General features: G+C 64.1%; 17 protein-coding genes. 4 read left to right on the forward strand and 13 right to left on the reverse strand.

The annotated features are described in order from the left end of the window. Window positions 1-190: 190 nt before the first annotated feature. From catE to VGN93_RS23030, 3 genes are all read left to right on the forward strand, one after another. On the forward strand, window positions 191-2,269 hold the full coding sequence (gene catE / locus VGN93_RS23020) for a catalase C (protein ID WP_327509368.1): 2,079 nt from the start codon (window positions 191-193) through the stop codon (window positions 2,267-2,269). Between the two features lie 107 nt (window positions 2,270-2,376). Continuing rightward, window positions 2,377-2,877, forward strand: coding sequence for a ferritin-like domain-containing protein (locus VGN93_RS23025; protein ID WP_327509330.1), 501 nt, complete (start codon window positions 2,377-2,379; stop codon window positions 2,875-2,877). Between the two features lie 130 nt (window positions 2,878-3,007). Next, window positions 3,008-3,556, forward strand: coding sequence for a cysteine hydrolase (locus tag VGN93_RS23030; RefSeq protein ID WP_327509369.1), 549 nt, complete (start codon window positions 3,008-3,010; stop codon window positions 3,554-3,556). A 57-nt stretch (window positions 3,557-3,613) separates the two neighbouring features. Here VGN93_RS23030 and VGN93_RS23035 read toward each other — a convergent pair whose 3' ends face one another. The 4 genes from VGN93_RS23035 to VGN93_RS23050 form a co-directional block, all read right to left on the reverse strand. Then, a complete protein-coding gene (locus VGN93_RS23035; RefSeq protein WP_327509331.1) occupies window positions 3,614-3,898 on the reverse strand; it encodes a hypothetical protein in 285 nt (94 codons plus the stop codon). Window positions 3,899-3,908: 10 nt separating this feature from the next. Further along, window positions 3,909-4,778, reverse strand: a complete 870-nt coding sequence (locus tag VGN93_RS23040) for an SDR family oxidoreductase (protein ID WP_327509332.1) — start codon at window positions 4,776-4,778, stop codon at window positions 3,909-3,911. A gap of 133 nt (window positions 4,779-4,911) precedes the next feature. Beyond that, window positions 4,912-6,081 carry a zinc-dependent alcohol dehydrogenase gene (locus tag VGN93_RS23045; RefSeq protein WP_327509333.1) on the reverse strand — a complete coding sequence of 390 codons (1,170 nt, stop codon included), beginning with the start codon at window positions 6,079-6,081 and terminating at the stop codon, window positions 4,912-4,914. Continuing rightward, complete coding sequence (locus VGN93_RS23050) at window positions 6,078-7,904, reverse strand: YbhB/YbcL family Raf kinase inhibitor-like protein (RefSeq protein WP_327509334.1); 1,827 nt, start codon at window positions 7,902-7,904, stop codon at window positions 6,078-6,080. Before VGN93_RS23050 ends, VGN93_RS23045 begins: the two co-directional genes overlap by 4 nt. 251 nt (window positions 7,905-8,155) lie before the next feature. On the opposite strand from VGN93_RS23050, the gene VGN93_RS23055 reads away from it, so the two are divergent. Next, window positions 8,156-8,680 carry a sigma-70 family RNA polymerase sigma factor gene (locus tag VGN93_RS23055; RefSeq protein ID WP_327509335.1) on the forward strand — a complete coding sequence of 175 codons (525 nt, stop codon included), beginning with the start codon at window positions 8,156-8,158 and terminating at the stop codon, window positions 8,678-8,680. Between the two features lie 2 nt (window positions 8,681-8,682). Here VGN93_RS23055 and VGN93_RS23060 read toward each other — a convergent pair whose 3' ends face one another. The 9 genes from VGN93_RS23060 to VGN93_RS23100 all read right to left on the reverse strand — a co-directional run bounded on the left by VGN93_RS23060 (window position 8,683) and on the right by VGN93_RS23100 (window position 18,328). Next, window positions 8,683-8,847, reverse strand: coding sequence for a hypothetical protein (locus tag VGN93_RS23060; protein ID WP_327509336.1), 165 nt, complete (start codon window positions 8,845-8,847; stop codon window positions 8,683-8,685). Window positions 8,848-9,003: 156 nt separating this feature from the next. Then, a complete protein-coding gene (locus VGN93_RS23065; RefSeq protein WP_327509337.1) occupies window positions 9,004-9,750 on the reverse strand; it encodes a TIGR04290 family methyltransferase in 747 nt (248 codons plus the stop codon). Further along, the gene (locus VGN93_RS23070; protein ID WP_327509338.1) at window positions 9,747-10,778 is read right to left on the reverse strand and encodes a UDP-glucuronic acid decarboxylase family protein; all 1,032 of its coding nucleotides are present in this window, start codon (window positions 10,776-10,778) and stop codon (window positions 9,747-9,749) included. The genes VGN93_RS23065 and VGN93_RS23070 overlap by 4 nt, the downstream gene beginning before the upstream one ends. Then, window positions 10,759-11,892, reverse strand: coding sequence for a CgeB family protein (locus VGN93_RS23075; protein ID WP_327509339.1), 1,134 nt, complete (start codon window positions 11,890-11,892; stop codon window positions 10,759-10,761). The genes VGN93_RS23070 and VGN93_RS23075 overlap by 20 nt, the downstream gene beginning before the upstream one ends. After that, on the reverse strand, window positions 11,889-12,980 hold the full coding sequence (locus tag VGN93_RS23080) for a CgeB family protein (RefSeq protein ID WP_327509340.1): 1,092 nt from the start codon (window positions 12,978-12,980) through the stop codon (window positions 11,889-11,891). The genes VGN93_RS23075 and VGN93_RS23080 overlap by 4 nt, the downstream gene beginning before the upstream one ends. After that, the gene (locus tag VGN93_RS23085; protein ID WP_327509341.1) at window positions 12,977-14,107 is read right to left on the reverse strand and encodes a CgeB family protein; all 1,131 of its coding nucleotides are present in this window, start codon (window positions 14,105-14,107) and stop codon (window positions 12,977-12,979) included. The genes VGN93_RS23080 and VGN93_RS23085 overlap by 4 nt, the downstream gene beginning before the upstream one ends. 2 nt (window positions 14,108-14,109) lie before the next feature. Then, a complete protein-coding gene (locus tag VGN93_RS23090) occupies window positions 14,110-15,207 on the reverse strand; it encodes a glycosyltransferase family 4 protein (RefSeq protein WP_327509342.1) in 1,098 nt (365 codons plus the stop codon). Then, the gene (locus tag VGN93_RS23095) at window positions 15,204-17,228 is read right to left on the reverse strand and encodes an NAD-dependent epimerase/dehydratase family protein (RefSeq protein ID WP_327509343.1); all 2,025 of its coding nucleotides are present in this window, start codon (window positions 17,226-17,228) and stop codon (window positions 15,204-15,206) included. The genes VGN93_RS23090 and VGN93_RS23095 overlap by 4 nt, the downstream gene beginning before the upstream one ends. Beyond that, on the reverse strand, window positions 17,225-18,328 hold the full coding sequence (locus VGN93_RS23100; RefSeq protein WP_327509344.1) for an NAD-dependent epimerase/dehydratase family protein: 1,104 nt from the start codon (window positions 18,326-18,328) through the stop codon (window positions 17,225-17,227). Before VGN93_RS23100 ends, VGN93_RS23095 begins: the two co-directional genes overlap by 4 nt. Between the last annotated feature and the right edge of the window lie 188 nt (window positions 18,329-18,516).

The following is an 18,516-nucleotide window of genomic DNA, read 5'->3' on the forward strand; positions in this document are numbered from 1 at the left end:
GCGCCGGTGGCAAGAGAACCGCCGTCCCACGATAGTCTTTCCCCACACGGAACTTTCCGCGGCATACTTGGTTCGTTCCCCGCAAACAGGGAGCACCCCCATGGCCAAGAGCACCACGTCAAAATCCGCAACCGACACCTCGACACCCAAAAAAAAGCCGGCGACGGCCGCGCAGATCCACGATCAGAAGATGATGCGCGGCAACGGCGGCGAACTGCACCAGGTTGCAGAGGGCGAAACGCCTGTCCTGACGACCGCCCAGGGCGGCCCCGTCGCCGACGACCAGAACTCGCTGCGCGTCGGCGCGCGCGGGCCGCTTTTGATCGACGACTTCCATTTCCGCGAGAAGATCTTCCATTTCGACCACGAACGCATTCCCGAACGGGTCGTGCACGCGCGTGGCTATGGTGCGCACGGTTTCTTCGAAACCTATGAATCGCTTGCCGCCTATACCAGGGCGGACCTATTCCAGCGCCCCGGCGAGAAGACGCCGGCCTTCGTCCGCTTTTCCACGGTGGCCGGCAACAAGGGATCGTTCGATCTCGCCCGCGATGTCCGCGGCTTCGCCGTCAAGCTCTATACGCAGGAGGGCAACTGGGACCTCGTCGGCAACAACATCCCGGTCTTCTTCATCCAGGACGCGATCAAGTTCCCCGACATGGTGCATGCGGTCAAGCAGGAGCCGGACCGGGCCTTCCCGCAGGCCCAGAGCGCGCACGACAATTTCTGGGATTTCATCAGCCTGACGCCCGAAAGCATGCACATGATCATGTGGATCATGTCCGACCGCGCCATCCCGCGCTCCTTCCGCTTCATGGAAGGGTTCGGCGTTCACACCTTCCGCCTCGTCAACGCAAAGGGGGAATCCACCTTCGTGAAGTTCCACTGGAAGCCCAAGCTCGGCCTCCAGTCCGTTGCCTGGAACGAGGCCGTGAAAATCAACGGTGCGGATCCCGATTATCATCGCCGCGACCTCTGGAACGCCATCCAGGCCGGCAACTTTCCCGAATGGGAACTCTGTCTCCAGCTTTTCGATCAGGATTTCGCCGACGGTTTCGACTTCGATATCCTCGACCCAACCAAGATCATTCCCGAGGAGATACTCCCGCCAAAGCCCGTCGGCCGTCTCGTTCTCGATCGCATGCCCGAGAATTTCTTCGCCGAGACGGAGCAGGTCGCCTTCATGACGCAGAACGTGCCGCCGGGCATCGATTTTTCCAACGATCCACTGCTGCAGGGGCGGAATTTCTCCTATCTCGATACGCAGCTCAAGCGTCTCGGCAGCCCGAACTTCACGCATATCCCGATCAACGCGCCGAAATGTCCTTTCCACCATTTCCAGCAGGACGGGCACATGGCCATGCGCAACCCCACCGGCCGGGCCAACTACCAGCCGAACTCCTGGGGAGAAGGGCCGCGTGAATCGCCGGCTGACGGATTTCCGCATTTTCCCGCGGAAGAACGGGGCGAAAAAATACGGCTGCGCCCCGAGAGCTTCGCCGACCATTACAGCCAGGCACGCCAGTTCTACATCAGCCAGACGCCACCCGAGCAGCGGCATATCGCGGCCGCGCTGACCTTCGAACTCAGCAAGGTCGAAACGCCTGTCATCCGCGAAAGGCTCGTCTCTCATCTGATGAACATCGACGAAACGCTCGCCAATACGGTCGCCGCCAAACTCGGTTTCCGGTCCATGCCGCAGCCGGCGGATGCCGCGATGCCGACCAGGCAGGACCTCGATCCCTCTCCGGCGCTCAGCATCGTGAAACGGGGGCCGAAACGCTTTGAGGGGCGAAAGCTCGGCATTCTCGTCACCGACGGCGTCGATATCCATCTGCTGACCGGCTTGCAGGATGCCATTCTCGCGGAGAAGGCGGAGATCGCCTTGATCGCGCCGAAAGTCGGCGGCGTCACGGCGTCCGACGGGTCGTGGGTGCCGGCGCACTTCATGATCGACGGCGGACCTTCGGTGCTGTTCGACGCGGTGGCGCTGCTACCGGCAAAGGGAGCGGCCGACGATCTCCTGCAGGAGGCGACCGCGCGCGACTTTGTCGCCGACGCCTTCCAGCACTGCAAGTTCATCGGCTACGTCGCCGACGCGCTCCCGCTCATGCAACTGGCGGGGATTGCCGACAAGCTCGACGAGGGCGTGATCGAACTGCCCGGCGAAGACGGCCTGTCGGCCTTTGTTGCAGAACTCGGCAAGCTGCGCCTCTGGGCGCGCGAGCCGTCGGTCAAGCTCGGCAAGGCCTCCGTGCCGCCGGCATAGCGGGCGGTGCGCCTCGCCACGTTTCCGGGAACAAAGGCCGGAAAGATTTGTTGAATCCCCGCGCGATCGCGCCAGCCGTTACGGCACCAGAAAAACAGGAGAGTTCAATGCCCACGAAGACAATGGAAGATCTTTTCGTCGATGGTCTCAAGGACATCTATTACGCTGAGCGCAAGATCATCGCCGCCCTGAAAAAGATGATACGCGGCGCGGAAGGCCAGGAGCTCAAGGCCGCCTTCGACAAGCACCTCCAGGAAACCGAGGGACAGATCGAACGCCTTGTCCAGGTGTTCGAGCTTCTCGGAAAACCGGCGCGCGGCAAGACCTGCCCTGCGATCGACGGCATCATCGAGGAAGGCCAGGAAATCCTCGAGGAGTTCAAGGATTCGCCCGCGCTCGACGCCGGCCTGCTCGCGGCCGCCCAGGCGGTCGAGCACTATGAGATCGCCCGCTACGGCACGCTGAAGTCCTGGGCCATGCAACTCGGCAAGAACGACATCGCCACGTTGCTCGACCAGACGCTCGCCGAAGAAACCAAGACCGACCAGGCCCTGTCGCAGCTCGCCGAGGCGAAGGTGAACCGCGAAGGCAAGTCCAGGGCCGCGTGAGCCGGCCGGGGCGGAGATACGACGTCTCCGCCCATTCCTGCAAACGGCGGACATACGGCGGGTCTGTGGCGTGCCGATCACTGCGACTGGAGCGGATATGAACGGAGAGTGGAGACATATCTGCGTGGATATGCAGCGCATGTTCGCCGAGGACACGCCTTGGAAAGTGTCCTGGATGGAGCGGGTCTCGCCGCAGGTCCTGGAGGTCGTCGGGCGGCATGCCGAGCGCACGATCTTCTCCCGCTTCCTGCCACCGGCGCGTCCCGCCGATGCCGTCGGCATGTGGCGCGTCTATTACGAAAAATGGCGGATGATGACGGGCGAGCATCTGCCGCACGAAATGTACGATCTGCTTCCCGAGCTTGCCGCGTTCACGCCCCCCGCGGCCGTCTTCGACAAGCGGACCTACTCCCCCTGGATCGACGGCCGGTTGCACACCTATCTGAAGGGGTTCGACGTCGATACATTGGCCATCACCGGTGGTGAAACCGATGTCTGCGTGCTCGCCACGGCTCTGGGCGCGATCGATCTCGGTTATCGCGCGATCATCCTCACCGACGCCGTGTGCAGCGGCACGGACGAAACGCATGACGCGTCGTTGAAGCTGCTCGAAAGCCGGTTTACCGCCCAGATGGACGCAATATCGACCGACGCGTTCCTTTCATCGGTTTCCCGATAGTGCGCAGCACAGGCGAAGCCTTGGCGATTAAGGCCGCTTTTACGCAAACCGTCCCGGTTACCCAAAGCGGTTCGTGGCCCGCCAGCGGTATGCCGCCGTCAGGGCCGCCGCCAACAGGCATAGGCCCAGCCACCGGCGGCGCGACCGCGCTTGAAGCCGGAGGCGCGCCCCGACGCGTTCACGCAAGCCCGCCACCTCTGCCGAAAGTGCGGCCAGCGCCCGGAGGGCACTGTCCTGCCGGCTTGCGCCCGGACGGGAGCCACCGGCGGCCTCCTCGATTTCGGCGAGATACTCGCGCCACTGCGCGTCGCTCTCAAACCCGTGTTTGCGAATATCGGTCATGCCTGCCTCCTCAGATCATGATTTCGCCGCCGGTCACGGGAATGACCGCGCCGGTGATGTAGCTGCCGAGGTTGGAGGCGAGCAGGACATAGGCGCCCGCCAGTTCAGCGGGCTGGCCGGCACGGCCAAGAAGAGACTGCTTGCCGAACGTCTTCGTCTTTTCCGGCGGCATGGTGGACGGAATGAGGGGCGTCCAGATCGGCCCCGGCGCAACGGCATTCACCCGTATGCCCTTGTCGGCAACCATCTCCGCAAGGCCCGCCGTGAAATTGGAGATCGCCCCCTTCGTGGAGGCATAGGCGAGAAGGTGGGGCGACGGTTGGCGTGACTGGATCGAGGTCGTGTTGATGATCGAGCTGCCGGGCTTCATGTGCGGGATCGCCGCACGGGCAAGGAAGAACGGTGCATAGATATTGGTTCGAAAGGTCCGGTCCCATTCCGCGGTGCTGATATCGCCGACGTCGGCATAGGTCCGCTGAAAGGCGGCATTGTTAACGAGAATGTCGAGCTGCCCGAAACGCTCCAGGCAGCGGTCGACGAGATGGGTGCAGTGCTCCTCGCTCGTTATGTCGCCGGCCAGTACAAGCGCCTTGCGATCTTCCTCTTCAACCCAGCGCGCGGTTTCCCTGGCGTCCTGATCCTCGGAGAGGTAGGAAATGACGACGTCTGCGCCTTCGCGGGCAAAGGCAATGGCGACCGCGCGGCCGATACCGGAATCCGCGCCGGTGATCAGCGCCACCTTTCCTTTGAGGCGGCCTGCCCCGACATAGCTCTCTTCTCCATGGTCCGGCAGGGGTTTCATGGCGGCGGTGAGGCCGGGCGGGGCCTGCTCCTGCTCGGGCTGCGGCGGAACGGGGCGGCGGGTTCCTTGGTCGTTCATACTGATCTCCGGCCTTTGAGGTTCGAACAGGCGAACTCGGAGGATCAACAGTTGTTCCTCCACGATCACGTAAAACGCGCCTCCGGAAGCGCGGCGGCGAAGTCTGCTCGGACAGTCGTAGCTCCACCCCCATTCACGGCTTGAGCACGACCTTAATGCAACCGTCCTTCTTGTCGCGGAAGGTCTTGTAAAGTTCGGGCCCGTCTTCCAGGCCGGCGCGATGGGTGATGACGAATGACGGGTCGATTTCGCCGCGGTCGATGCGCCCCATCAGTTGCGGCAGGTAATGCTGGACCGGTGTCTGCGCCATTCGGAACGTCAGGCCGCGGTTGATCGCCGAGCCCATCGGGATCTTGTCGACGAAGCCGCCATAGACGCCGACGATGGAGACGGTCCCGAAGTTTCGACAGCAATGGATGGCCTGGCGCAGCACATGCGGGCGGTCGGTTCCCATGAACGTCGCCACCTTCACGCGGTCGACCATGGCGTCGAAGCCCGACATCGTATCCGGCTCGGTCCCGACCGCATCGATGCAGGCATCCGCACCGCGGCCATCGGTGAGGTCCATGATGCGGTCGTAGATATCCTCGTCCCGAAAATCGAGGACGCGCGCGCCGCTGGCTTCGGCCATCGCCTTGCGCTCGGGTACCGTGTCGATGGCGATCACCCGCTCGGCACCGAGCAGGAAGGCGCTCCTGATCGCCATCTGTCCGACGGGGCCGCAGCCCCAGATCGCGATCGTGTCGCCCTGTTTGATGTTGCAGAATTCCGCCGCCATGTAGCCGGTCGGGAAGATGTCGGAGAGGAACAGAACCTGCTCGTCCGTCAGCCCGTCCGGCACCTTGATCGGACCGACATCGGCATAGGGCACCCGCATGTATTCCGCCTGTCCGCCGCTGAATCCGCCGAGCAGATGGGAATAGCCGAACAGGCCCGCCGGCGAGTTGCCCCAGAGCTTTGCCGCCTTCTTCCGGTTTGGGTTCGACCGCTCGCAGCCGGAATAGTGCCCGCGCTGGCAGAAGAAGCACTCCCCGCAGGCAATGGTGAACGGCACCACGACGCGGTCGCCGACCTTCAGCGCCTTGTTGTCCGATCCGACTTCGACCACTTCGCCCATCGTCTCGTGGCCGACGATGTCGCCGTGCTCCATGCTGGGAATGACGCCGTCGAAGATGTGCAGGTCCGAACCGCAAATCGCGCAGGCCGTCACCTTGATGATCGCATCGCGACCGTCCTCGATCTGCGGATCGGGAACGCTTTCGCAACGAATATCGCTTTTACCGTGCCAGGTCAGGGCTTTCATCGTTTCAGTCCTCCTTGGTTGGCTGCCGCTTTGCGCTCGAACGTGCCGATGATCCGGCCCTTGCCAAGAACGTGGTCCTCCATCGCCTTCAGGACGTCGTCGCGCTCGGCGCCGGGAACGACCCCGAGAGCTTCGATATCAAGCGCAAAGACCTGGAAGTGGTAGTGATGCGCGGGATCGCCGAGGGGCGGCCTGGGTCCGGTATAGCCGATCGATCCCATGCTGTTGGCGCCCTGCTTGACGCCCTTCGGCTCCGGCAGGACCGGTGTTCCGGGAAGTCCCTCGCGCAGCTTGGTCACACTGGCCGGAACGTCATAGGCGATCCAGTGCGTGAACGGCTTCGGCCTGTCGGCATCCGGGTCGTCGACGATGACGACGTAGGATTTCGTGCCATCCGGGGCACCGTCCCATTCCAGTGCCGGCGACGCATTGTCGCCATCGGCGGCATATTGGAGCGGGATCGGCTGGTCCGCCGGGAAGGCCCCTCCCACCGCGATCGGCTGCGTCTGCCTCGCCTCGACAAGGTCGAACGCGATCTGCGAGGCCGGCTTTTCGGCGATTACGTTTGGAATTGCCTTGGCATCGCCAGCCGAGGCCTGACGCCCACCCTCATGGCGCACGCGATAGACGACGCCGTTGCTGTCATCGGCAACGAAAAGCGCGCCGTCTTTGCCCACCGCCACGCCGGTCAAGCGGCCGAGATAGCCGTATTTCCCGTTCTCCTGCTGCAACAGGAAACCTTCCAGGAAGCGCTCGAACGCCACCGGCTTGCCGTCCTCGAAATTGATGCGCACCACCTCGTAGCCGCTCGGCGGACGGCGGTTCCAGGAGCCACGCATGGCAACGAAGGCATCGCCGCGATAGTCCTCGGGAAAGGCGTCGCCGTCGTAAAACGCCATTTGCATCGGCGCGCTGTGCGGTGTGTAGCCGAGCAGGGGCTCTGTCGACTGCTTCGCCCAGTCCTCGAGCGATATACCTTCCGGCGGATCGATGTGCGGGTTGAGGCCGCTCTTGCCATAGACATAGGGCCAGCCGTATTTCTTGCCCTGTTCGATGCGGTTCAACTCCTCGATCTGGACCTCGTCGCCCAGCCAGTCGATGCCGTGGTCGACACCGTAGAGCGCACCCGTCGTCGGCTCCCAGTCGAAGCCGATCATGTTCCTGAGACCGCTGGCGAAGATCGTTCGGCTCTTGCCGTCCTTGCTTGCGCGCAGCAACGTTGCGTTTTCGGGATTATCCTCCCGGCATTCGTTGCAGGTGCTGCCGGAGGAGATGTAGAGCATATCGTCCGGGCCGATGGCGAGCGTGCGGTTGGCGTGCTGGCCGGCATCCGGCAGATCGTTGATGATACGCGTCAGCGGACCGAACGTGCCATCGGCGTTGACGTCGGCCGTGTAGACGTCGTGGATGGTGACAAGGAACACCTTGCCGCCATCGAAGGCGATGCCATGCAAACCAGGCCGGCTGGCCACTGTGACCGCGCCATCCGCTTTGCCGTCCGCGTCGTCATCCTTCAGCATGACGACATCGCCCACCGAACGCCGCGTCGCGTAGAGCACACCGGCATCCGAAACAGCGAGCATGCGCGGGTTGATAAGGTCGCGGGCGAAGACCTCGACCTTGAACCCTTCGGGCGCCTTGATAAGGGCCGTCAGCTTGTCGTCCTGGCTCACCTGGATTTTTTCCGGCTCGAGGATCGAGCCTTCGATCACGACATCGGATGCGCGCCCCACCGTCCCCTTGATCTGCGCTGTCGCGGAGATCGGCGAGAGGGCGAGGAGGGCGGATAGGGGAAAAATAAGGGAGCGCGGAAAACGCGACATCTGCATCTCCTTGTAACGGTCAGCCCGTCGAACCGGCACCCCCTGCGTTTGTTCCGCAGAAAGGCATGCTCCGCGGCTGCCATTGCTCGCGCGCCATCACGTTGTGAGCGCCAGCCTCAGGCGTCGTTCGGAAAGACCCGCAATGACGGCGACCAATTCCGCGGCCCGAAGATTCGATTGACCGCGCGCAACCTTCGGAAGGGATGCGCGTTGGTCCTCTCTATCGAAACCATAATTATAAGATCGGGACGATGACCCCAACCCAGCGTTTGCCGGAATCACAAACTGCGCCCTTGGCGGAACAGGTCGTCGACCTTATACCAGCCCTGCGCGCCTTCGCCCGCAGGTTCACGCTCGACCCGAGCGATGCCGACGACCTTGTGCAGGAGACGTTGGTCCGGGCGCTGAGGAGCCTCGACAGCTTCCACCCGGGTACCAGCCTCAAGTCGTGGCTCTTCACGATCCTGCGCAATACATTCTGCACCCAGTATCGCAAGAAGGCCCGCGAGGGGCCGGGCGTGACGGACTGCGTTTCCCAGTATCTGACGGTTGCCGCCGGTCAGGAATGGTCCGTCGCGGAAAGCGAATTCAGGAAGGCCCTCCTCCGGTTGAGCGACGATCAGCAGCAGATCCTGATCATGGTCGCGGGCTTCGGCTTCAGTTACGAGGAAGCGGCTGTCGTGATGGACTGCGCGATCGGCACGATCAAGAGCCGCCTGAACAGGGCAAGGGAAGCGCTGGCAGAGGAAATGGGCGGAAATCCCCTCAGGCAGTGAGCCTATTTTCGGTCATGTTCGCGGGCGTCGAGCGCCGCCTGCAATGCGCGCGCCAATTCAAGAATGCGTTCGGGCACATCCTCCCCCCGGATTTCCTTCACCAGGTCTTTCACTGCCCTGTCGGCATCTCGTTGCCGTATCTCTTTCATCGCCTCATTCTCTTTCATTCGGTATTCGCTCCTGATTCCTTCTACGCGCCGGCGCGGACGGCAGATCAAATTTGACACGCATTGAGATCAGCCAAAACCATTATTCGCGACACAGCCAGGTTCATGACCCTGTCGCGGCGTAAACGTTGCGAGGTTTCGGGATGTAAGGCCGCTTCAGCCGCCGGAGGGCGGCGGTTCGACGCCGTAGGGTCGCGGGCCACGGCGGCACAGATAGACCTCCCGCTCGGGATTGGCTTCGATCGTGAAGCCGGCGCTGCGCAGCATTGCCTCGGCAGCCGCCTTGTTCGGCAGGAACCAGTTGGTGGGATCGGCCGCGTAACGATGCTCGACGAAAAAGAGTTTCGGAAATTCGGCGCGGTCGAAGACGGCCCATTCGGAGAACGGATAATCCTCTTCAAACGCAAAAACCCGCTCGTCGCCCCGTTGCAGGCATTGGAACAGCATCCTGTCGCCGACGACATGTTCATGGAGAAGATCGAGTGCCAGCAGCGGATGGCGCAGATGGTAGAGCACGCCCATGAAGATCACGAGGTCGAAGCGTTCGCCGAGCTTTGCGACGTCGTAGACGGACATCTGCCGAAACTCGATATCCATGTCGAGCCGCTCCGCTGCAAAGCACGCCTGGCGCAGGTAATGCGGGTCACTGTCTATCCCGACGACGCGCCCCGCATTGCGCCGCTTCATCTCGAAGGAATAGAAGCCGGCGTTGCAGCCGACATCCAGAACGCTGCGGCCTTCCAGATCGTCCGGCAGGACATGCCGGAACCCCTCCCATTTGAACGAGGGATAGTCTCCCAGGAAATGCCCGGGCGCGGTCTCGACCCCCTCGATGCGGATGTTCTGGAACCAGGGGCCCAGCGAGGCGATGGATTGCTCCAGGTCCCGATCATGCCCCGTCATCGGGCGGCTCCGGCTGGCTCGGTGCGTCGTGTGGCCGGAGCACGGCCGTAATCGTGCGTGTCGCGGAGGGTGGCGGCGAACCAGCCGATGGTGGCGTCCAGTCCTGTGGCCAGCCCGACTTTCGGGGCCCATCCGAGCAGCGTTCTGGCGCGCGTCACATCCGGCCGCCGACGTGTCGGATCGTCGGTTGGCAGCGGCCGGAACTCGAGCGCCGACGATGTCTGCACCATATCGGCCACCCGTTCCGCGAGTTCCAGAATGGTGAACTCCTCCGGATTGCCGAGATTGACGGGAAGCCGCGGGTTGGGATCGACCTCCATCAATGCGGTCAGCCCGGCGACCAGATCGCTGACATAGCAGAAGGAACGGGTCTGCTGGCCGGTGCCGTAGACGGTCAGCGGCTTGCCGGATAGAGCCTGGACAATGAGGTTCGAGACGATGCGCCCGTCATCCGCCCGCATGCGGGGACCGTAGGTGTTGAAGATGCGCGCGACACGCGCATCGACCCTGCCCTCGCGCAGGACATCGAAGCAGAGCGCCTCGGCCGCGCGCTTGCCTTCGTCGTAGCAGGCGCGCGGGCCGGTGCAGTTGACGTTGCCGCGGTAATCCTCGACCTGCGGATGTGCTTCCGGTTCGCCGTAGATTTCGCTAGTGGAGGCCTGCAGGAACGAGGCCTGATCACGCTCGGCGACGGCGAGCAGGTTCCGGGTTCCGACGACGCAGGTCATCATCGTGTGGACCGGGTCCGCCTGATAGTGCGGCGGCGAGGCGGCGCAGGCCAGATTGTAGATCTGGTCCACCCGCTCGTCGATCCGCAGCGGCTCGCAGATGTCGGCCTCGATCGAGGCGAAAGACGGATGGTTCTCAAGCGGCCGCACATTCGCTTGCGTGCCCGTCAGGTAATTGTCGAGGCAGATAACCCGGTGGCCCTGCCCGAGAAGCAGATCGCAAAGATGGGAACCGACGAAGCCCGCGCCGCCTGCCACGAGGACCGTCTTCGACTTGCCGTCACGCGTGCGTTCGAGCATGGGGGGCCTCCCGATGGTTCGTGGAGCGGGAAGATGCGTCGCGGGCCTGGCCGGCCATCTCCTTCAGCGCCGCGATCAACTGGCCGGCGCGCGCCTCGCCCGTGTGACGGTCGAGCACGATCCGGTTGGCATCGCGGGCGATCTCCCGCCGACGGACCTCCGGAAGCTGTGACAGTGCGGAGACGACATCCTCGGTGTCCCGGGCGATCAGCACGGCGTTCCCGAGCAACCCGGAAAGGCCTTGCCAATAATCGCTGATGATCGGGACGCCGCAGGCTGCCGCCTCGAACAGCCGAACGCTCGGCGACCAACCCGCCGCCACCATGTCGGCGCGGGTGAGGTTCAGCGTGAAGCGCTGGCGGCTGTAGAAATCCGCGTGATCCGCGGGTGAGACGTGATCGACGCGCTCGACGTTGTCCGGCCAGTCGATACCCGCCGGAAACTGCGGTCCCGCCACCACGAAGCGCATATGCGGCAAGCGTCTTGCCGGTTCGATGAGAAGCCGCTCCAGTCCCGGCTGCCGGTCCGGGCTGTAGGTGCCGAGATAACCGAGGTCCCAGACAAGCGGTGCGCCGGTCGGCGCATAACGGTCCCGATCGACCGCGCAGTAGAGCGCTGCGGCCTTGCGGACGCCGTAGTCGCGCTCCAGCGTTTTCAGCACGGTGCCGCCGGAGAAGGACAGGTAGAGATCGAACAGGTGCATCTGGCGCCGCGCGAGATATTCCGCATCCGAACGGTCCAGTTTCGCCAGCGTCACCGGCGTGTCGATGTCGTAGAAGCAGAGGCGCCGCGGGGACAGGGCGGCGACGCGATCGATGACGCCGACACCGTCGGGCACATAGGAGCCGACGATCACTGCGTCCGCCTCCAGCAAGCGGGCGCCGAACCTCCTCATCAACTCGTCCGGATCGGAATAAAGGAACAGATCGCAGAAATCCGGCTGCGGAAGATCGCGGTGCGCCGCATACCAGGGCACGTCCCGTTCGAGAAAGGTGAGCCGGCATCCCTTGCTTTTCAGCCCGCGCAACAGCGCCCGGTAGGTTGTCGCGTGGCCGTTCCCCCAGGCCGAAGACAGGGAAAGGCCGATGAAGACGATGTCGAGACACTTGTTCATTCCGCTGCCTCCAGGGGGGAGGCTTTTCGCTCGCGAAGCAGGCGGTCGACGAGTTGGGCCCGGCGCTCATAGGTATGTTCCGCCAGCACGCGCACCATCGCCCGTTTTCCCATGGCCTGCGCCTTTTCCGGCGTCACCGATCGCAAGATGGCCGCAACGTCCTTACCGTCCCGCGCCACCAGCACCTCTTCCCCCGGCTTGAGGAACTGCTCGATACCCTCCCAGGCATCGGTGAGCAGGCATGCCCCTGCCCCCGCGGCCTCGAACACGCGGGTGGCGGGCGAAAAACCATTGCGCGCCATACTGTCACGCGAGACGTTGAGCACGATCTTCGGCGAGACGTTGAAGGCATTGTGGTCGCGCGTCGAAACGTGCCCGACCAGGCTTATATTGGACGGCATCGGCTTGTCGTCCCAGCCGGAACCTCCGATCAGGAACCGTTGGTCCGGACAGGCCAGCGCCGGGCCGAAGAAGAATTCCTCGACCCGCGCCTCCCGGTCCGGCAGGCGATTGCCGAGAAAGGCGAGATCCACGGCGAACCGGCCGATCTTTGCGACGGGATGATGGGTTTGCGGATCGAGGGCATTGTAGACGGGAATGCACGCGCGCGCGCCGAGAGCGCGATATGCGCGCGCGACGGGGTCGCCTCCGCCATAGGTGAGGACGAGATGCAGGTCCGGCAGCGCCTTGCGCAACGGATGGTCCGGCACCGCCGCGAGTTCGGCGAGCGTCGCCGGCGCGTCGACATCCCAGAATATCTTCAACGCCGTGGGCCGCGCGTGCTGCATGACCTGCGCGAGCAACAGGTCGTCCTCGAAACCGACGCCGCTCGCCTTGACGACGACGTCGGCCGCGGCCGCGTGGGCGCTCGCCGATTTCAGGCCTTCCAATGTGCCGGGATAGACCGCGACGCGGCACCAGTCCGGCGGATCGATGTCGCGGTTCTCCTGGCGGCCGAAGACATCCGGCTCGTAGAAGGTGATGTCGTAGCCGCGCTTGGCGAGCGCACGCAGCAGCCCGCGATAGTAGGTGGCCGCTCCGTTCCAGTAGGCGGAAAGAAGGCTCGATCCGTAAAATGCGATCTTCATTCCGCTGCCTCCGCGCGCTTCAGTTGATCGGTTGCCCGCCGCGTTCCACACAGGGCGAGAATCTCCAGCAATTGATCGACACGATGGCGGCAGGTGTGGCGCGCCCGTATCGTCTCGAGACCGTTTTTCACCAGTTCCGCTCGTCGGGCATCATCGGCAAGCACGCCGCGCAACAGTTGCGTCATCTCCCCGCCGTCGCGGGCGACGAGGTAGTCCGTGTTGGTGCGGAACAGGCCCTCGACATCGTCCCAAGGTGCGGAAATCAGCGGGATGCCGCAGGCGAGCGCCTCGAAAACCCGGATCGTCGGAATTCCCGGCAGATGGGTCACGTAGGGACGCCGGGGAATATGCACGGTGACATCATGTTGCGCGAAAATGCGCGGTACGTCGGCATTGGCGGTCCAGCCGCGATAGGCGATGCCGGCGCGTTGGAGCGATGCCAGCGCCTCATCGGGATAGCGGACGCCGTAGATCGTCGTGGCCAGACCGAGTTCGGCCGCGGGCTCCACGAGGAAGGTGGCGATTTCCTCCGAGCGCTCGTCGTCACCCCAATTGCCGATCCACACGAGGTCGCCGGTCTTCTCGAGGCCCGGCATCGGGCGAAACAGCGCGTCGTCCGCCGCCTCGTGCCACGTAAAGACCGAGCGTCCCCAGCCGGCGCGCAAATACCGCTCGCGCAGCGTCTCCCCGAACGCCAGCACACCGTCGAATGGCGCAAGGCGCATTGCGGCAATGTCGGCCTGCGCGGACACCGCCCGGTGATGGGTGTCGTGAAACAGAAGCGTGAAATCGCCGCCGGATTGCCGCACCTTTCCCACCCTCTCCACGATCTTCGGATCGGTCCATTCGTGAACGATGACGACATCGGCATCCGCCAGCGCCATTTCATGATCGAAGTCCGGCCCGTAGGAAAGCGACGTCAACTCCGGAAATGTCGCGGCGAAGCGCGCGGGCGCGGCTTCGCCCTGGTCGCGGACGAGATTCATGCGGCTCCAGCTGTCTTCCGGTTCCAGCGCCAGGGCCTGATGGCCCCGCCGCCGAAGGTCGCGCATGACGCCGCGCAGGAAATGCGCATTGCCGTGGTTCCAGCAGGAGACGAGCGAATGGCTATAGAACAGGAACTTCATGACTACTCCGCTGCGGCTTCGAGATGGGCCGGCCGACAAGCGGCCTCGTAGAGCCGACGATATGCGGCGACCTGCGCCGGGAGGGCATAGCGCCCGGCCCGCTGTTGCGCCGCTGAGACGAGCCGCGCTCGCAATCGATCGTCGGCCGAAAGATGATTGACCTGTCGCGCCAGGTCGCCGGCGTCCTTCGCGTCGAAGAACAGGGCGCAACCATCCCACAGTTCGCGATAGGTCGGGATGTCGGCGAGGACCAGCGCACAACCGCACCGCGCAGCCTCCAGCGCGGCCAGTCCGAACGGCTCGTACAGCGAGGGAGAGACGACGATGGCCGCCCGCCTCATCAGTGCCATGGTCTCCTCATGCGGTAGCGCACCGCGCAAAAGCGCATGCTCGATATCGACGCCCTGCCCGTTTGCCGAGTTGGCTCCGACCATCACGACGGGCCAGCCGATCATCGCCGCGGCCTCGTCCAGGACGCGGGCGTTCTTGCCCTCATCCCACCACCGGCCCGCCGCAAAGACGTACCGGTCCTTGAGCGCCGCACCCGCGGTGACGGCGCTGGCATTGTGAATGACGGTCACGTCCGAAAGAGGATGGTACGCTGCTCGAAGAAGTGCTGCATGGCTGGCGCCCGGCGCGACGATGTGGTCGGCCCGGTCGAACCCGGCCCGGTTGATCGTCTTCTGCCAGGCCCAGCCGGGCGGCACATCGGTGCCGCGCACCGCCGCGAACCAGGTGACCGTGCAGGAGTGCGAAACCGCGAGAACCGGCCGCCCTTGCGGAAAGCCGGCCGCCTGCGACGGAAGGTTGAGGTGCACGAGATCGACGTCGTGCTCATCGGCAATCGCGGCGAGCCGCGCCGGTACTGCTGCGAGGTCTCGAGGATCGTCCACCATCCAGTCGAGCGGCAGATCCACCGCGATCAACGTCTCCACGGCCGCCGCCTCCTGCCTCTGCGCAGGCGTCGGCGCCGGGCCGAGCACGGCGAGGACCACATCCATGCCCTGCTGCTTCAGCCCCCCGGCGAGATCCACCGCATATCGCCAGACGCCGCCGACGGCGTCGCATGTCATGAGGATGCGCTTCGGGCCGTCCGTCATGCCGACACCTTGCGTTTTTCGCTGCGGGCGGCGCGCAGCTGCGGCCGGTTCTGCATCAACCAGTCGGCGAGATCACGAACACCGCGCCGCCAGTTCATCCTTGGCTGCCAGTCGATCGCCGCCTGCAGCCGCCGGGTGTCGGCGACGAAGTAGAATTGATCGCCCTGTCGCCATTCGTCGAAGCGGATATCGAGGCGGCTGCCCGTCATGCGCTCGATTTCGCGCAACATGGCGATGATGCTGACGGCATTTTCCGGTCCGCCGCCGAGGTTGAACGGCTTGCCGTTGACCGTTTCGATGCTCGACAAAAGGCCGCGATAGGCCCGGACGGCATCGCGCACGTTCAGGACATCGCGCACCTGCCGCCCGTCTCCGTAGACGACGACCGGTTCGCCGGCGAGCGCGCGCAAAAGAAAATGCGCCACCCAGCCCTGGTCCTCCGTGCCGAACTGGCGCGGGCCGTAGATGCAGCTCATGCGCAGCACGGCGGCGGGAATGCCATAGGATTTCGCGTAGTCGAGCACGTATTGGTCGGCCACGCCTTTGGAGCAGCCATAGGGCGTGCAGAAGTTCAGCGGGCGCGTCTCGCCGACGCCGTGGAGGCGCGTCGCCTCGTCCACCGGCACGTAGCGGTCGTCGGCCGTCAGCATCGCCAGGTCGTCGAGCGGCCCATAGACCTTGTTGGTGCTGGAAAAGATGACCGGTGCCCGACGCCCGGCCCGCCGCACGGCTTCCAGCACGTTCAGCGTGCCACGCGCATTCGTCTCGAAATCGTCGATCGGATGGTCGAGGCTGGTGGTGACGGCGGTCTGCGCGGCGAGGTGATAGACGGCCTTCGCATCCTTGAACGCCGGCTCGATCGCCAGAAGGTCGCGGACGTCCGCAAGCAGCGGATGGACACGGCTTGCGAAGTTTTCGCGCAGCCAGGCGAGGTTCTCGTCCACGCCCGGCCGGGCGAGGTTGTCGAGGATGACGACCTCCTCGCCATCGGCAAGCAGGCTTTCGGCAAGGTTCGATCCGATGAAGCCGCTTCCGCCCGTGATGACGACGGGCGACACCCCCTTGGCAAGGTTCGGCGCATCGAGGCCGGCCACGTTTTCGAGCTTCTCCAGCCCGCCTTCGCCGAGCAACCGCGCCAGCAGCTTCGGCTGGTCGTCATGCGTCACCGCGCCCATGTGATAGTGGCGTGGATCGAACCACAGGCCCTCCTGCACCGGCACGTCCGGCGGCACGTCGCGCCAGGCATACCAGTAGACACGGTCGGCCGGCACGTTCAGCGCCTTCCTGAAGCGGCGCACCTGCTCCATCTCGTCGTTGCGCCAGGTCGAATACCCCGTTTCCGTCACCCACAGTTCTGCGGACGAATTGTAGCGGTCGAGGATGCGCCGCATCTCGCCGAGATGCATGTCCCACCCGCCCCAGGACCCCTCTTCGCTGTCCCAGGTGCCGGGGAAACCATGAAAGCCGACGGCGTCGACGACACCGAGCACGCCGCGCTCACCCATCAGGTCGAGCCAGAAGGGATCGAAGGGGGAAGGTCCGCCGAGCACCGGTTTCCAGCCGCGGCGTTTCGCCCAGTAGGCTGCGCCGCCGACCATTTCGCAGAACATCGAAAAGTCGCTGTCGGCCCGCCAGTCCCAGTCGAGAAGATTGTTCGGCTCGTTCCAGAGTTCGATATGCCGGAAATGACGCCCGTAGCGGGTAAGCACATGATCGACGAAATCGGCATAGGATTTCAGATCGACGGGTGCTCCGGAAGACTTGCCGGTGCGCGACATGGACGGCGGCGTATAATGCAGGCAGGGCAGAAGATCGATACGCTCTCCCAGAAAGGGAATAAGCCAGTCGAACCACTCTTCGCCGCCGGGCGCGAGGTATTCGGCCCAGGAAAGATGTGTACGCAGGTGGCTGGCGCCGGCAGATTGCATCTGCGCGACGGCGCTCTCCACCTTGTCGTTCTCGCCGGGCCGGAACCATTCGACGAAACCGAATTGCCGGCCGTTCCGATTCCACCTCGTCATGATACCAGCCCCCGATCCTCAAGCTGCCGGCGCATCTCGGCGCTGCGGTCGACGGCCTCGCTCGTCCTCACCCAGTCCACGAAGGGCCTGAGCGCGCCTCGCAGATCGTGCTGCGGTTCGAAACCCAGAAGCTCGCGGGCTTTCGAAATGTCGGCGAAGCAGTGGCGAATGTCGCCGGCACGCGCCTTGCCGAGAATCTCGGGCTGAAGCTCCGGATGGCCCATGGCTTCGGCGAGCATGGCCGCGATATCGGCGATGGCATAGGAGCGACCGCTTCCGACATTGATCACATGACCGGCCGCCGCGCGCTTCTCGTAGGCAAGCCGGAACGCCCGTGCCACATCCTCGACATGGACGAAGTCGCGCCGCTGCCGTCCGTCTTCGAAGATCATGGGCGCGCGGCCATTGGCGAGACGGGATGCGAAATTGGCAAGGACGCCCGTATAGGGATTGGACAGCGCCTGGCCGGCGCCGAACACGTTGAAGAGGCGCAACGCCACCGCTTCGGTCGGATAGGCACTTCCAAAGATGAGGCACTGCCTTTCCTGCATATATTTGGTCAAGGCATAGATGGAGGCGAGGTCTACCGGCTTCTCCTCATCGGTGGCGACGGGTTCCAGCCGTCCCTCGTCGGAGGCGACGGGTTCCCATTCTCCCGCCTTGAGCCTATCGGACGCGCGCCGCACGAGGCCGCACGGGTTTCCCTGCGACGTGTAACGGCCCTCGCCGTAAACGCTCATGGACGAGGCGACCACGATGCGGCGGACCGGTTTGTCGATCATGGCTTGCAACAGCGTCGCCGTACCCAGATCGTTCGCCCCGACATAGCGGTCGATCTCGTACATCGACTGGCCCACGCCCACCTCGGCTGCGAGGTGAATGACGCCGTCGGCCCCTTCCAGCGCCCGGTCGAGGCACGCGCGATCGCGAACGTCGCCGCGGATCGTCCGTACGCGGGAAGGCATGTCGATTTCCGCGCCGCCGTGGACCTGCCCGATGAGCGCATCCAGGACCGTTACGCCATAATTTTGTTGAAGAAGCTCTTCGACGACATATCTGCCAATGAAGCCGCAGCCACCGGTGACAAGAATGGTTTCCATGAAATCGTTCCGGACCCTGGTTGATCGTGGGTCCCGAACCGGGCTGCCGGACTTATGTTCCTTCTTCAATGTCATCTTTTTCATCAATGACATCATCAATGACTTCTTCAACCAGCCGCGCGGCGAGCGGGAACCCGCGCGCCCTCACGACGTTCGGATCGGCGCAGGAGGCAGGACGAGGAAAAGGC

Origin of the sequence: Shinella sp. (assembly GCF_035998705.1) — a bacterium.
In the GTDB taxonomy this organism is placed as follows: Bacteria; Pseudomonadota; Alphaproteobacteria; order Rhizobiales; family Rhizobiaceae; genus Shinella.

Excerpts from the sequence above, each read along its gene's own strand:
- VGN93_RS23030 (WP_327509369.1), top strand. The coding sequence starts at position 3,008 with ATGCAGCGCATGTTCGCCGAGGACACGCCTTGGAAAGTGTCCTGGATG.
- VGN93_RS23040 (WP_327509332.1), bottom strand. The coding sequence starts at position 4,778 with ATGAACGACCAAGGAACCCGCCGCCCCGTTCCGCCGCAGCCCGAGCAG.
- VGN93_RS23035 (WP_327509331.1), bottom strand. The coding sequence starts at position 3,898 with ATGACCGATATTCGCAAACACGGGTTTGAGAGCGACGCGCAGTGGCGC.
- VGN93_RS23080 (WP_327509340.1), bottom strand. The coding sequence starts at position 12,980 with ATGAAGATCGCATTTTACGGATCGAGCCTTCTTTCCGCCTACTGGAAC.
- VGN93_RS23025 (WP_327509330.1), top strand. The coding sequence starts at position 2,377 with ATGCCCACGAAGACAATGGAAGATCTTTTCGTCGATGGTCTCAAGGAC.
- VGN93_RS23095 (WP_327509343.1), bottom strand. The coding sequence starts at position 17,228 with ATGACGAGGTGGAATCGGAACGGCCGGCAATTCGGTTTCGTCGAATGG.
- VGN93_RS23075 (WP_327509339.1), bottom strand. The coding sequence starts at position 11,892 with ATGAACAAGTGTCTCGACATCGTCTTCATCGGCCTTTCCCTGTCTTCG.
- VGN93_RS23070 (WP_327509338.1), bottom strand. The coding sequence starts at position 10,778 with ATGCTCGAACGCACGCGTGACGGCAAGTCGAAGACGGTCCTCGTGGCA.
- VGN93_RS23100 (WP_327509344.1), bottom strand. The coding sequence starts at position 18,328 with ATGGAAACCATTCTTGTCACCGGTGGCTGCGGCTTCATTGGCAGATAT.
- VGN93_RS23085 (WP_327509341.1), bottom strand. The coding sequence starts at position 14,107 with ATGAAGTTCCTGTTCTATAGCCATTCGCTCGTCTCCTGCTGGAACCAC.
- VGN93_RS23060 (WP_327509336.1), bottom strand. The coding sequence starts at position 8,847 with ATGAAAGAGAATGAGGCGATGAAAGAGATACGGCAACGAGATGCCGAC.
- catE (WP_327509368.1), top strand. The coding sequence starts at position 191 with ATGATGCGCGGCAACGGCGGCGAACTGCACCAGGTTGCAGAGGGCGAA.
- VGN93_RS23065 (WP_327509337.1), bottom strand. The coding sequence starts at position 9,750 with ATGACGGGGCATGATCGGGACCTGGAGCAATCCATCGCCTCGCTGGGC.
- VGN93_RS23055 (WP_327509335.1), top strand. The coding sequence starts at position 8,156 with ATGACCCCAACCCAGCGTTTGCCGGAATCACAAACTGCGCCCTTGGCG.
- VGN93_RS23090 (WP_327509342.1), bottom strand. The coding sequence starts at position 15,207 with ATGACGGACGGCCCGAAGCGCATCCTCATGACATGCGACGCCGTCGGC.
- VGN93_RS23050 (WP_327509334.1), bottom strand. The coding sequence starts at position 7,904 with ATGTCGCGTTTTCCGCGCTCCCTTATTTTTCCCCTATCCGCCCTCCTC.
- VGN93_RS23045 (WP_327509333.1), bottom strand. The coding sequence starts at position 6,081 with ATGAAAGCCCTGACCTGGCACGGTAAAAGCGATATTCGTTGCGAAAGC.